The organism is Pseudomonas sp. CP4 (genome assembly GCF_047758505.1).
Classification (GTDB): Bacteria; Pseudomonadota; Gammaproteobacteria; order Pseudomonadales; family Pseudomonadaceae; genus Aquipseudomonas; species Aquipseudomonas fluorescens_AO.
On the sequence record NZ_CP180489.1, the window covers coordinates 3,418,699 to 3,431,995 of the forward strand.

The window sequence follows — 13,297 nt, forward strand, 5'->3', positions numbered from 1 at the left end:
CGGCGGATCAGGGCAAGGTAAAAGGCGCTACGTTCGCGCGTGCGGTACATAGATCTGCCAGGCAAAAAAAGACCCGCGTGTGCGGGTCCTGGATGCGGCGCGGGAATCAGGTCCCGGATTTGATTTTGGTCCACGCCCGCGTCCGCGCGCGTTCGGCATCCCGAGGCAGCGGTTGCAAGGTGTACAGCGTGTTCATGGCAGCGTCGGTCGGGTACAGGTTCGGGTTGTTGCGTATCGCCGGATCGACCAGGCCAGTGGCGTCCTTGTTCGGGTTTGGATAGCCGACAAAATCGCTGACCGGGGCAATCACCGCCGGTTGCAGCAGATAGTTGATGAAGGTGTAAGCGTCCTCGGTGTTCTTCGCGCCTTTGGGAATGGCGAGCATGTCGAACCAGATCGGCGCACCCTCTTTGGGCAAGCGCATGTCGACCACCACGCCGTTTTTCGCTTCCTTGGCGCGGTTGGCTGCTTGCGAGAAGCTGCCGGAATAACCGACGGCCACGCAGATGTCGCCGTTGGCGATATCGGCCATGTATTTGGAGGAATGGAAGTAGGTCACGTAAGGACGAATCTCCATCAGCAGCGCTTCGGCCCTGGCGTAATCCGCCGGCTTCTTGCTGTTGGGGTCGAGGCCGAGGTGTTGCAGGGCCAGCGGCAGAATCTCCGACGGCGAGTCGAGCAGGGCGACGCCGCACTGCTTGAGCTTGCTGATGTTCTCCTCCTTGAAGATCAGGTCCCAACTGTCCACGGGCGCGTTGTCACCCAGCGCTGCCTTGATCTTGGCCGGGTTGAAACCAATGAGGATGGTGCCGTACATGTACGGCACGGCAAACTTGTTTCCCGGATCATTGGCTTCGATCAGCTTCATCAGTTTCGGATCAAGATGATTCCAGTTCGGTAGCTTGCTGCGGTCCAGCGGCTGGAACACCCCGGCCTCGATCTGCTTGGCGAGAAACACGTTGGACGGCACCACCACGTCATAGCCAGAATTGCCGGTGAGCAACTTGGCCTCGAGTGCTTCGTTGGTGTCAAAGATGTCGTAGATCAGTTTGGTCTGGCTGTTCTGTGCCTTGAAGTCGTCCAGCGCCTTGGGCGTGATGTAATCGAACCAGTTATAGACGCGCAATGTGCGTTCTTCGGCGTGGGTGCCAGCACTCAGCAGGGCCGCGCACAGCGCCGAGGCGATCAGTCGCTTTCTCATTGTTCAAAACCTTCCAGCACGTTCACTGCGTTGATGCCGATTTCTTCTACCGCGTAGCCACCTTCCATGACGAACAGGGTCGGCTTGCCGAGGGCGGCGATGCGTTTGCCCATGGCCAGGTAATCCGGGCTGTCGAGTTTGAACTGCGAGATCGGATCGTCCTTGAACGTGTCGACCCCGAGGGAGACGACGATGATGTCCGCGCCGTAACTGTCGATCTCATCGCAGGCCTGATCCAGCGCCGCGCTCCAGACATCCCAGCCAGAACCGGCCGGCAGCGGATAGTTGACATTGAAACCTTCACCGGCGCCTTCGCCGCGTTCGTCGTCGTAGCCGAGGAAGAACGGAAACTCCGCTTCCGGGTGGCCGTGGATCGACGTGAACAGGACGTCGCTGCGTTCGTAGAAGATCGACTGGGTGCCGTTGCCGTGGTGGTAATCGACGTCAAGGATCGCGACTTTCTTGTGGCCCTGATCGAGGAAGGCCTGAGCGGCGATGGCGGCGTTGTTGAGGTAGCAATAACCGCCCATCAAGTCGCTGGCGGCATGGTGTCCTGGTGGACGGCACAATGCGAAGGCCGCGCGTGCGCCACGCTGGATTTCTGCCTGCGCGGTAAGCGCCACTTGCGCCGCGCTGTAGGCCGCTTGCCAGGTGCCGGCGGTAATGGGCGCGCCGCCATCGAAGCTGTAATAACCGAGCTGGCCGTGCAGGCTGGTCGGTTTGATCGCACGCAGGGTGCGCGCCGGCCAAGTGTAGGGCAGCAAGTCGCCGTCGGTGTTGAACTCGGTCCAGCGTTGCCATGCACCTTTGAAAAATTCCAGATAGTCACGGCTGTGAATGCGCGCGATCGGCTCCAGGCCGAAATCCTTCGGCGCTTCGACTGCACCGAGGTTTTGCTTCTGCACACGTTGCAACACATGGTCGGCACGCGACGGCATCTCGAAGCACGGCTTGAGCTGGCCATCGATAAGTTCGCAGCGGCCATGGTGCAAGTGGTGATCGTCTGAGTAGATCGTCAGCATTTGTTGTTCTCCGCAAGGCTGATTCGGTGGCTTTCAGTGTTGCGGCGCGGGGCGAATCGGAAAACGTCGTGAGCGGCCAAAAGGGGATCGATATGGCCAAAACCTCTGACCGAAATTCGCCCCTTGTTGATCCTGGCTCATGCCTGGAGCAGACATCAATGCGGCCGGAACTGACTCGGCGCCACGCCGCTCCAGCGCACAAACGCATGCCGGAAACTCGCGGTCTCGCTGAAGCCCAGCGTCTCGGCGATCCGATAGATCGGCAACTGATCCTCACACAACATCTGTTTGGCTCGCTCGAAGCGCAGTTCGTCGAGCAGTTCCTGATAACTGCTGCCCATGTCTTTCAAATGCCGGCGCAGGGTCCGCGGTGAGCACTTCATCTGCTGCGCCAGCCCCTCCAGGCCCGGCGCGGCATTCAATTGCGCGCTGAGCAACTGCCGAATCCGCCCCAGCCAGGCCTGACGTCCGGTGAACTCCAGATTCTGCTTGCGGCAGCGCTCGGCCATCGCTTGATGGGTAATGGCGTCGGCCAGCGGCAGCGGCTGATCGAGCCAGTGGCGGTCGAAGGCGAAGGCGTTGTCCTTGGCCGAAAAGTGCAGCGGCGAGTTGAAGGGTTCAGCGTAGCTGGCGCGGTAGTCCGGTGCGGCATGTTCGAAGCGCGTGGCGCGCAGCGGCAACGGGTGGCCGAGCAAGTCGTCGCAGATGACTTTCAGCGACACCAGACAGAATTCGGCGTTGAACACCGCCATCGCCGCGCTTTCACGGTAATCAGCAGCGACGAACCAGACCTGCTCGCCATCGTCTTCCAGGCTCAGTTCGAACAACGTGCCCAACAGCGCCGGATAACGGATCGCCAGCCGCAAAGCGTCACCGAAGGTGGCACAGGTCAGCAGGGCGTAACCGAGCATGCCGTAACAGGACACGTGCATGCGCCGGCCCAATTCGAGGCCGATGTCACGCTTGAGCGCGACCGCATTGGTGCAGACCTGCATCTCCTGATGGGTGGTGATGCGCGTATCGGCTCGCTGCAAATCCGCCGCCACGATGCCGCTGCCAGCCAGCAAGGCCTCGCTCGACAGACCTTGGGCCTTGAATGTGTTGAGGATCAGCGAGACCGCATTGAGGGTGGTGAGGTGGGAGTGGAGCATGAGGTCTTCCAGCCTGGAGGTGGCTGGGACGCAGCAATTTATATGCCGTACAAAAATCCCTTGTGGGAGCGAGCCTGCTCGCGAAAGCGGTGTGTCAGCCACACGAATGCCGAATGTGTCATGGCTTTCGCGAGCAGGCTCGCTCCCACAGGGGGATTTGCGTTATGACAGATCAGCTCAGTTCGCCGCAGAGATCCAGTTCGATCAATCGTCGCACTTCCGCCGTTTCCAGCCCGGCCCCCAGCAAGCCATGCAATTTGCCGAACGCCGCCTCGCGGGTCATGCCGCCACCGGACAACACGCCCACGCCCCGCAAGCGGCTTCCCGCCTCGTAGACATCCAGCTCTACCCCGCCTTCATGGCATTGCGTCACTGCAACCACTACCACGCCGTTATCCCGTGCGCGGCCAAGGCTGGCGAGGAACTCGGGGTTGTCGCTCGGCCCTGTACCGCTGCCGTAGCACTCCAGCACCAGGCCTTGAATGCCGCTGTCGAGGAGACCGTTCAGCACTTCTGCGCTGACGCCCGGGAAAAGCGGCAGTACGGCGACCTTGGCCAATTGCTTCGGCTGGTTATAGTTCAGCGACGCTGGAATTGAAGTGGCTTTGACGCCGCCGCCCTGACGCTCCAGGCGCTTGAACGGATGCCGCCCGAAGCTGCGCACTTTCGCGCAGCGGGCCGGTGCCAGCAGTTCGCCGTGGAAGTACAGATGCACGCCCGGCGCCAGGCCCTGGCCGAGGGCGCCCAGCGCGCCGCCGAGGTTTTCCCAGGCATCGCTGTCGGTCACGCCTGCCGGCAACATCGAGCCGGTGAAACACACGCGGGCATGCAGGCCGAGCAACTGAAAACTCATCGCCGCCGCGCTGTACGCCAGCGTGTCGGTGCCGTGCAGGATCAGCACGCTGTCGCAGCCTCGCACGTCTACGGCATCGACTACCGCTTCGCGCAGTTGCTGCCAGTAGGCCGGGGTCATGTTGGCGCTGTCGATCAGCGGCGACATTTCGCGGAATTGCCACTGCGGCACCACCAGCTCAGGCTGGCTGTGCAGGTAGTCGCGCATCCGCGCTTCGAAACCGGACGCCGGGGCCAGACCGTTGGCGCTGGCCTGCATGCCGATGGTGCCACCGGTGTAGAGCACCATGACGTGTTGAGCGGCGGGATAGGTCGACGAGCTCATAGGATTCTCCGAAACGATGAGGGTCCTGTGGGAGCGAGCCTGCTCGCGAAAGCGGTGTGTCATTCAACAATGATGTTGGCTGAAAGCCCGCCATCGCGAGCAGGCTCGCTCCTACAGGTTATTGCATCACAATAACTGACGGGCGCAGGGGATGCGCCCGTCATTCACCTGTCAGCGTTGCGCTGCAGGTACGCCTTGCGGCGCAGTTTCAGTTTGGCCCGCTGCTGCTGGCGGGTTGGCCGGCCAGGCGTTGCGATCCAGGTCCAGGTCGGCGAACTTGCTCGAATCGAACACTGGCTGTTTGACGCCGGCGCGGCGCTGCTCGTCGTAGTCGCGCATCACCCGCAGGCCGACCTTGAACAGCATGGCCAGGGCCACCAGGTTGACGAAGGCCAGGCAGGTCATGGTGATGTCGGCGAAGGCGAATACCGTCGTCAGGTCCTGCATCGAACCCCACACCACCAACGCCAGCACCAAGCCACGGAACAGCATCAGCAAAGCGCGGTTGCGGCTGAGGAACTGCAGGCTGTTTTCACCCAGGTAGTAGTTGTAGAGGATGCAGGTGAAGACGAAGAGTGACAGCGCGACGCTGACGAACATGCGACCCCAGTCACCGACCACTGCAGCCAGCGAGTTCTGGGTCAGAACGATACCGTCACCCTCGAAGCCCGGGGTGTAGAAGCCTGAGAGAAGGATCAGCAGCGCGGTGCAGGTGCAGATCACGAAGGTGTCGAGGAACACGCTGAAAGCCTGGACCACGCCCTGCGCGCCCGGGTGCTTGACGGCGGCCACAGCGGCGACGTTCGGCGCACTGCCCAAGCCCGCTTCGTTGGCGAACACGCCACGCTTCACGCCCATGACAATGGCGCTGCCGAGCAGACCGGCAAAGGCCGGGTCGAGGCCGAAGGCGCTCTTGAAGATGGTTTCCAGCATGGCCGGCACGTGTTCGATCTGGGTGCCGATCACGTACAGGGTCACGCCGATGTAGGCCAGGGTCTTGATCGGTACCAGCAGGTCGGAGACCGAGGCGATGCGCTTGATCCCGCCGATAAAGGTGATGGCCAGCAGCACCGCGAGGACAATCCCGGTGTGTTGTGGGTTGAAGTCAAAGGCGTTCTGCAGCGAGTGGGTCACGGTATAGGACTGCAGGCCAATGAAGGCGAAGCCGTAGGTGACCAGCAGCAGAACAGAGAAAACGATCGCCATGCCTTTGAGCTTGAGCCCGTGCTGGATGTAGTAGGCCGGGCCACCACGGTACAGGCCGTCGCCATCGGCGCGCTTGTAGACCTGGGCCAGGGTGCACTCGAAGAAGCTGCTGGACATGCCGACCAGTGCGGTCACCCACATCCAGAACACCGCACCCGGACCACCAAGGGTCACGGCGATGCCGACACCGGCAATGTTGCCTGCACCGACGCGGCCGGCAAGGCTGAGCATCAAGGCCTGGAACGAGCTGAGTTGCCCGGCGCTGCCTTTGAGGCTGTCGCGGAACACCGCGAACATGTGGAAGAAGTGACGCAGTTGAACGAAACGCGAGCGAATCGTGAAGTAGCTACCGAGCCCGACAATGAGCACGATCAGTACTTTCCCTGAGAGGAAGTCGTTGATGACTTCGAGCATGGATTTATCCTCGCTGTTTTTTGTGGGTGCAAATGCTGGATCGGAGAAACATCGTGTTACACCGGTCTGCGCGCGGCACGACGGGCGAGGCGAAGGTTTCGTCCCGGATCCATATCGCGGGTTTTGTTATTAGTTCGGGTTTCGCATGGGTTATGGCCTCGTTACCGACGACCGCTCACGCGAAGAGGGGCGGCACTATACCGATCAGTGGCGCGCCCGTCTGCACGGTAGTGGTGCAAGCGACGAAACGAAGCTTTGAAACACTTGGCGTTTGTGGCGAGGGGATTTATCCCCGTTCGGCTGCGAAGCAGTCGTAAACCATTGCACGCGGTGTTTCTGGTACATCCTTATTGTTGGTATCGGGGCCGCTTCGCAGCCCAACGGGGATAAATCCCCTTGCCACAAGGGCTCACCTCCATATTGTTCAGTCCCCCTACATTCGGGTCTCAGGATCAAACAGTTAAAAAAAAGGGCTCGGGGACAAAATCCCCAAGCCCTCAAAAGGTGAGAGGTGTCTAGTCCCTCGACCTGGTGAGCGGTGCTGCAAGTTCGCGTCGGCTCAGGCTTTGAGCGGAACCAGACGCGGGGCGATCATGTTTTCCGGGCGCAGGATGTCGGCGAGCATGGCTTCGTCGAGCAGACCTTCTTCGCGCACCAGTTCCAGCACGCCGCGGCCGCTTTCGAGGGCGATACGGGCGATGCGGGTGGCGTTCTTGTAGCCGATGTACGGGTTCAGTGCGGTAACCAGACCGATCGAATGTTCGACCAGTTCACGGCAGCGCGCTTCGTTGGCGGTGATGCCGACGATGCAGTGCTCGCGCAGCATGTCCATGGCGCGCTGCAGCAGGCGGATCGAGTCGAGGATCTTGAAAGCGATCAGCGGCTCCATCACGTTCAGCTGCAATTGGCCGCCTTCGGCTGCCATGGTCAGCGCCAGATCGTTACCGATGACCTGGAACGCGACCTGGTTCACGGCTTCCGGGATCACCGGGTTGACCTTGCCGGGCATGATCGAGCTGCCTGGCTGACGCGCCGGCAGGTTGATTTCATTGATGCCGGTACGTGGGCCGCTGGACAGCAAGCGCAGGTCGTTGCAGATCTTCGACAGCTTGACCGCGGTGCGCTTGAGCATGCCGGAGAACAGCACGAACGCGCCCATGTCGGAGGTCGCTTCGATCAGGTCGGCAGCCGGTACCAGCGGTTGGCCGCTGATCAATGCCAGACGCTGAACGGCCAGTGCCTGATAACGCGGGTCGGCGTTGATGCCGGTGCCGATCGCGGTGCCGCCGAGGTTGACTTCGGTCAGCAATTCCGGGGCCAGCGTCTTCAGGCGCGCGAGGTCTTCGCCCATAGTGGTGGCGAAGGCGCGGAATTCCTGGCCGAGGGTCATCGGCACGGCGTCTTGCAGCTGGGTACGGCCCATTTTCAGGACGTGGTCGAACTCTTTGCCCTTGGCCGCGAAGGCCTGGATCAGGCTGTCGAGACTGGCCAGCAGCGCGTCGTGACCGAGCAGCAGACCCAGACGGATCGCCGTCGGGTAGGCGTCGTTGGTCGACTGCGCCATGTTCACGTCGTCGTTCGGATGCAGGTACTGGTATTCGCCTTTCTCGTGACCCATCGCTTCCAGAGCAATGTTGGCGATCACTTCGTTGGCGTTCATGTTGGTGGAAGTACCGGCGCCACCTTGAATCATGTCGACCACGAACTCTTCGTGGTAATCGCCGCGGATCAATCGGGCACAGGCTTCGCTGATGGCAGCGTGCTTGGCTTCGCTCAGGTGACCCAGCTCGCGGTTGGCGTCAGCGGCGGCCTGTTTGACCATCGCCAGGCCCACAACCAGTTTCGGGTAATGCGAAATCGGAACGCCCGAGAGGCGGAAGTTGTTCACCGCTCGCAGGGTCTGGATGCCGTAGTACGCATGGGCCGGTACTTCGAGGGCGCCAAGCAGGTCGGTTTCTGTGCGGAAAGATGCAGCGGAGGACATGATAGAAATCATCTCGATAAGGACCCAGTCTGTGCCGGAACGCTGCGAATGCTAGGCTTGTGGGGATTTTTGGGCCAATGCTGTTCAGCACTGCCCTATGCACATTCGGCATAATGCCCATGTGACGCCGCCTGTGCGGCAGACGTGTGACCTGTTTTGGTGCGTGTCCGGGAGGACGTGATGAATCTGGAAAGCAAATGGCTCGAGGACTTCAGTGCCCTGGCCGCCACCCGCAGCTTCTCGCAGGCGGCCGAACGGCGCTTCGTGACCCAACCGGCGTTCAGTCGGCGGATCCGCAGCCTCGAAGCGGCGCTGGGGCTGACCCTGGTCAACCGCTCGCGCACGCCGGTCGAACTGACGGCGGCGGGGCAGTTGTTTCTGGTGACCGCGCGCACCGTGGTCGAACAACTCGGTGAAGTGCTGCGCCATCTGCATCATCTGGAAGGCGGGCAGGGCGAAGTGATGCAAGTCGCTGCCGCGCACTCGTTGGCCTTGGGCTTTTTTCCGCGCTGGATCGCCCAGTTGCGCAACGAAGGACTGAACATCGCCACGCGACTGGTGGCCACCAACGTTGGCGACGCCGTGCATGCGCTGCGTGAAGGCGGCTGTGATCTGATGTTGGCGTTCTACGACCCGGACTCGGCGATGCAGATGGACCCGGAAATCTTCCCGTCGCTGCATCTCGGCCAGACGGAAATGCTGCCAGTGTGCGCGGCGGATCTGGATGGCAAACCGCTGTTCGATCTGGAAGGCGAGGCGAGCGTGCCTTTACTGGCTTACAGCGCCGGGGCGTTTCTCGGCCGTTCGGTCAACGGCCTGCTGCGCCAGCGCCAGTTGCGCTTCACCACGATCTACGAAACCGCCATGGCCGACAGCCTGAAAAGCATGGCGCTGGAAGGCCTCGGCATTGCCTGGGTACCGCAACTGAGCGTACGCGCCGAACTGGCCCGCGGTGAGCTGGTGGTGTGCGGCGGCCCGCAGTGGCATGTGCCGCTGGAGATCCGCCTGTACCGCTGCGCATTGGTGCGCAAGGCCAACGTGCGCTTGCTGTGGCGCAAGCTTGAGGGCGGTGCTGCCCAAAACACCTGACCCCATCGAAGAACCCTGTGGGAGCTGGCTTGCCAGCGATTGCGGTGGTTCAGTCACCCTCTCTTTTTACTGATGCGACGCCATCGCTGGCAAGCCAGCTCCCACAGGGATCGGGGGATGTCTTTTCGCTGACCGCAAGGTCAATAAAACCGGGCCTTTTGCTCATTTGACAGATGGTCGTTTCGGGGGCTGTTTATTGCTTTCTTTGCGGTATACTGCGCGGCCTTCGGCCGGCACGTCCGGCCATTTTTCGTACAATCAAGCCACGCAACCTGCGTGGCTTGTTGTTTTATGACGCGCCTGCGGGCGCTCCAGAGAGAAGAGGCGCGACGATGAGTGCACTGGTTGGCGTGATCATGGGCTCCAAGTCCGATTGGTCCACCCTTAGCCACACCGCCGATATGCTGGAAAAGCTCGGCATCCCGTACGAGGTCAAGGTGGTTTCCGCTCACCGCACCCCGGATCTGCTGTTCCAGTACGCCGAAGAGGCTGAAAGCCGCGGCATCGAGGTGATCATCGCCGGTGCCGGTGGCGCAGCCCACTTGCCAGGCATGTGTGCGGCGAAGACCCACTTGCCGGTGCTGGGCGTGCCGGTTCAGTCGGCCATGCTCTCGGGCGTCGATTCGCTGCTGTCGATCGTGCAAATGCCGGCCGGCATTCCGGTTGCCACCCTGGCCATCGGCAAGGCCGGCGCGATCAACGCCGCGCTGCTCTCGGCGAGCATCCTCGGCGCCAAGCACCCGCAATTCCACGCGGTACTGAAAACCTTCCGTGCCGAACAGACAGACAGCGTCCTGGACAATCCAGACCCACGTATTGCCTGAGGTTGTTGAGATGAAGATCGGTGTAATCGGTGGCGGCCAGTTGGGTCGCATGTTGGCTCTGGCGGGCACTCCGCTGGGGATGAACTTCGCTTTTCTCGACCCTGCGCCGGACGCCTGTGCGGCCGCGCTGGGCGAACACCTGCGGGCCGATTACGGCGATCAGGAGCATCTGCGCCAGCTGGCCGATGAAGTCGATCTGGTGACCTTCGAATTCGAAAGCGTTCCGGCCGAAACCGTGGCGTTTCTCTCGCAATTCGTGCCGGTCTACCCGAGCGCCGAAGCCCTGCGCATCGCTCGTGACCGCTGGTTCGAAAAGAGCATGTTCAAGGACCTCGGCATTCCGACCCCGGCCTTCGCCGACATCCAGTCGCAAGCCGACCTGGACGCCGCCGTCGCTTCGATCGGCCTGCCGGCCGTGCTGAAAACCCGCACCCTGGGTTATGACGGCAAGGGCCAGAAAGTCCTGCGCAAGCCGGAAGAGGTTGCCGGTACGTTCGCCGAGCTGGGCAGCGTTGCCTGCCTGTTGGAAGGCTTCGTGCCGTTCACCGGTGAAGTGTCGCTGATCGCCGTGCGTGCCCGCGATGGCGAAACGAAGTTCTACCCACTGGTGCACAACACCCACGACAGCGGCATTCTCAAGCTGTCGGTAGCCAGCACCGATCACCCGTTGCAGGCACTGGCCGAAGATTATTCCAGTCGCGTGCTCAAACATCTCGACTACGTCGGCGTGATGGCTTTCGAGTTCTTCGAAGTCGACGGTGGCCTGAAAGCCAACGAAATCGCCCCGCGCGTGCACAACTCCGGGCACTGGACCACCGAAGGCGCCGAGTGCAGTCAATTCGAAAACCACCTGCGTGCCGTGGCCGGCCTGCCGCTGGGTTCGACCGCCAAGGTCGGCGAGAGCGCGATGCTCAACTTCATCGGCGTGGTACCGCCGGTTGAGAAAGTCATCGCCATCGAAGACTGCCATCTGCATCACTACGGCAAAGCCTTCAAGGCCGGACGCAAGGTCGGCCACGCCAACCTGCGCTGCGCCGACATGGCCACGCTGCAGGCGCAGATCATCAAGGTCGAAGCGCTGATCGCCGAGTAAAACAGTTTCATGTGGCAGCGGCGGAACCATTCAGGGGCCGCCGTTCTCTCATGGCAGGATGCCAAAGTCTGTCTAGGCTTTGGCATATCTACCAAATCAGAGGGAAATGCCATGGGAATTATCGGAACCATCTTTATCGGCTTGATCGTCGGCCTGCTGGCTCGGTTCCTGAAACCGGGCGATGACAGCATGGGCTGGATCATGACCATCCTGCTCGGTATCGGCGGTTCGCTGGCGGCCACCTACGGCGGCCAGGCTCTGGGCATCTATCAGGCAGGCGAGGGCGCAGGTTTCCTTGGCGCACTGGTCGGCGCGATCGTGTTGCTGGTGATCTACGGTCTGATCAAAAAGAACTGATCGAAAGCGACAAAGCCCTCTCGGCCATCGCGGTCGGGAGGGCTAGAATGCGCGGCGACTCACCGTCCATTCCTTTGCCTGCCGAGCACCTTCATGCGCCGTCTTCTGTTGACTCTCCTCTTGCTGGGCAGCTATCTCGCCCACGCCGGCGAACTGCCGGAAACCGACTGGCTGGAACTGATGCCCAAGTCGGATCAAAAGGCCCTTGAGGCCATGCCTGAAATCGATCACAACTCGCCCGAAGCCACCGGCACCTTCACCGAGAAGGGCGGGATGAAGCAGGCCAAAGGTCTGCCAGCGGTGATGTATTCGACAAAAACCGTGGCGTCGATGAATGACAAACACATCCGCATCGGTGGTTACCCGGTGCCGCTGGAGTCCGATGCCAAGGGGCGCAGCACGTTGTTCTTCCTCGTGCCGTATCCGGGCGCCTGCATCCACGTGCCGCCACCGCCGCCGAATCAACTGGTGCTGGTGCGATATCCCAAGGGCTTGAAGCTGGACGACATCTACACGCCGCTGTGGGTGACCGGCACGCTGAAAATCGAGAAGGTCAGCAATGACCTGGCGGACGCGGCGTATGCGCTGGAGGCAGAGAAGGTGCGGGTGGTGCAGGAGGCTGACCTCTAAGGCGCGCCGCACATAAATTTGGGAGCGAGCCTTTTTGGTGAGGGGATTTATCTGTGGTGAAGGGATTTATCTGTGGCGAGGGGATTTATCCCCGCTGGACTGCGCAGCAGGCCCCCAGCTTTTGATTTAGAAAAAGCGGGGGCCGCTGCGCGACCCAGCGGGGATAAATCCCCTCGCCACAGGGCTCTTTGCCCTTTTGTATGGTGCTAGAGCTTAGAGCGGCGTAGCAGCTACGCTGACACCCATGGTATGGCTCGCCCCCGGCGCCAGTGTGACCAGGTCATCCATCACATTCGCCGTTTCGATGCACAGCATGCGCTGCCAGCCGTCGTCGTCCATGTCCGGCAGGGCGGCGGCGCGGTCGATCCATGGGTTCCAGATCACCGCCGTGCGCGAGCCGGTGGAGGTCAGCACAATGCGTCGTTCCCACGTCGGATCAACGATGTTCAATTGCCGCGGAACGTCGAGGTAGATGCGGTCGGTCTCGCCGCTGAAATGCAGATCGCCGCTCTGGCTGGCTGTATTCCAGTCATCCAGGGTCTCGATGTAATCCAGCCCGGCGACACCATCAACGTGCACGTTACGCACATCACTGACGGCGAAATAGGTGTGCAGCGCCTGACTCAGCGTGACGCTGTCAGTGCCCCGGTTATGGCTGGTCAGGCTGTAATGCAGTTGCTCCGCCAGATGCAGGGTCAGGGTCAGATCGACCTCGTGGGGCCAGCCCGGCAGGCCACCTTCCGGGTAGGGCAGCTTGAACTCGACCTTGATACCATCAGCCTCTGATTCAATGTTGCCCAACTGCCAATCCATCGCCCGCACCAGACCGTGCGCGGGCGCCGGTTGCTCGCCGGTGTACATGGCCTGCACGCTGTGCGGGTTGCGTTCGAACTTGCCGAACCACGGCCAGCACACCGGCACACCGGCGCGGATGCTTTTGCCGGTCTTGAACTCGGCCTTGTCGTTGAGCCAGATGATCGGCGGCTGGCCGTCGATCTGATAACTGAGGATGTGCGCGCCTTGCTGGGCCACCAGCACTTCGGCCTTGCCGTGGCGGATGCGCCAGCAGTTCAGTTCATCCTGTTTGACGGCTTCAACGTTGGGCGTGTTCATGGGCAACTCTCGATCAGACACTGGGGACGACTATCG

General features: G+C 61.5%; 12 protein-coding genes. 5 read left to right on the forward strand and 7 right to left on the reverse strand.

The window, feature by feature from the left end:
- Positions 1 to 106 precede the first annotated feature (106 nt).
- The 6 genes from ACMYUN_RS15175 to aspA form a co-directional block, all read right to left on the reverse strand.
- Complete coding sequence (locus ACMYUN_RS15175; protein ID WP_415761044.1) at positions 107 to 1,201, reverse strand: polyamine ABC transporter substrate-binding protein; 1,095 nt, start codon at positions 1,199 to 1,201, stop codon at positions 107 to 109.
- Positions 1,198 to 2,223: a histone deacetylase family protein gene (locus ACMYUN_RS15180; RefSeq protein ID WP_415761045.1), complete on the reverse strand. Its 1,026-nt coding sequence runs from the start codon at positions 2,221 to 2,223 to the stop codon at positions 1,198 to 1,200. Before ACMYUN_RS15180 ends, ACMYUN_RS15175 begins: the two co-directional genes overlap by 4 nt.
- A 155-nt stretch (positions 2,224 to 2,378) precedes the next feature.
- Entirely contained in the window at positions 2,379 to 3,374 is a 996-nt protein-coding gene (locus tag ACMYUN_RS15185) for an AraC family transcriptional regulator (protein WP_415761046.1), read from the reverse strand.
- A 172-nt stretch (positions 3,375 to 3,546) separates the two neighbouring features.
- Entirely contained in the window at positions 3,547 to 4,551 is a 1,005-nt protein-coding gene (locus ACMYUN_RS15190; RefSeq protein WP_415761047.1) for an asparaginase, read from the reverse strand.
- Between the two features lie 171 nt (positions 4,552 to 4,722).
- Positions 4,723 to 6,171: an alanine/glycine:cation symporter family protein gene (locus ACMYUN_RS15195; protein WP_039757286.1), complete on the reverse strand. Its 1,449-nt coding sequence runs from the start codon at positions 6,169 to 6,171 to the stop codon at positions 4,723 to 4,725.
- Positions 6,172 to 6,730: 559 nt separating this feature from the next.
- A complete protein-coding gene (gene aspA, locus ACMYUN_RS15200; protein WP_016772472.1) occupies positions 6,731 to 8,155 on the reverse strand; it encodes an aspartate ammonia-lyase in 1,425 nt (474 codons plus the stop codon).
- A 180-nt stretch (positions 8,156 to 8,335) separates the two neighbouring features.
- Here aspA and ACMYUN_RS15205 point away from each other — a divergent pair, with 180 nt between their 5' ends.
- The 5 genes from ACMYUN_RS15205 (at position 8,336) to ACMYUN_RS15225 (ending at position 12,148) form a co-directional block, all read left to right on the forward strand.
- Positions 8,336 to 9,244, forward strand: coding sequence for a LysR substrate-binding domain-containing protein (locus ACMYUN_RS15205; RefSeq protein ID WP_122748256.1), 909 nt, complete (start codon positions 8,336 to 8,338; stop codon positions 9,242 to 9,244).
- Between the two features lie 332 nt (positions 9,245 to 9,576).
- The gene (purE, locus tag ACMYUN_RS15210; RefSeq protein ID WP_007920220.1) at positions 9,577 to 10,068 is read left to right on the forward strand and encodes a 5-(carboxyamino)imidazole ribonucleotide mutase; all 492 of its coding nucleotides are present in this window, start codon (positions 9,577 to 9,579) and stop codon (positions 10,066 to 10,068) included.
- Positions 10,069 to 10,078: 10 nt separating this feature from the next.
- Entirely contained in the window at positions 10,079 to 11,161 is a 1,083-nt protein-coding gene (locus ACMYUN_RS15215; protein WP_039757289.1) for a 5-(carboxyamino)imidazole ribonucleotide synthase, read from the forward strand.
- Between the two features lie 111 nt (positions 11,162 to 11,272).
- Positions 11,273 to 11,518 carry a GlsB/YeaQ/YmgE family stress response membrane protein gene (locus ACMYUN_RS15220; protein WP_039757291.1) on the forward strand — a complete coding sequence of 82 codons (246 nt, stop codon included), beginning with the start codon at positions 11,273 to 11,275 and terminating at the stop codon, positions 11,516 to 11,518.
- Between the two features lie 93 nt (positions 11,519 to 11,611).
- Positions 11,612 to 12,148, forward strand: coding sequence for a DUF3299 domain-containing protein (locus tag ACMYUN_RS15225; protein WP_016772476.1), 537 nt, complete (start codon positions 11,612 to 11,614; stop codon positions 12,146 to 12,148).
- A 213-nt stretch (positions 12,149 to 12,361) separates the two neighbouring features.
- Here ACMYUN_RS15225 and ACMYUN_RS15230 read toward each other — a convergent pair whose 3' ends face one another.
- Positions 12,362 to 13,261 carry a D-hexose-6-phosphate mutarotase gene (locus ACMYUN_RS15230; protein ID WP_415761048.1) on the reverse strand — a complete coding sequence of 300 codons (900 nt, stop codon included), beginning with the start codon at positions 13,259 to 13,261 and terminating at the stop codon, positions 12,362 to 12,364.
- Positions 13,262 to 13,297: the final 36 nt, after the last annotated feature.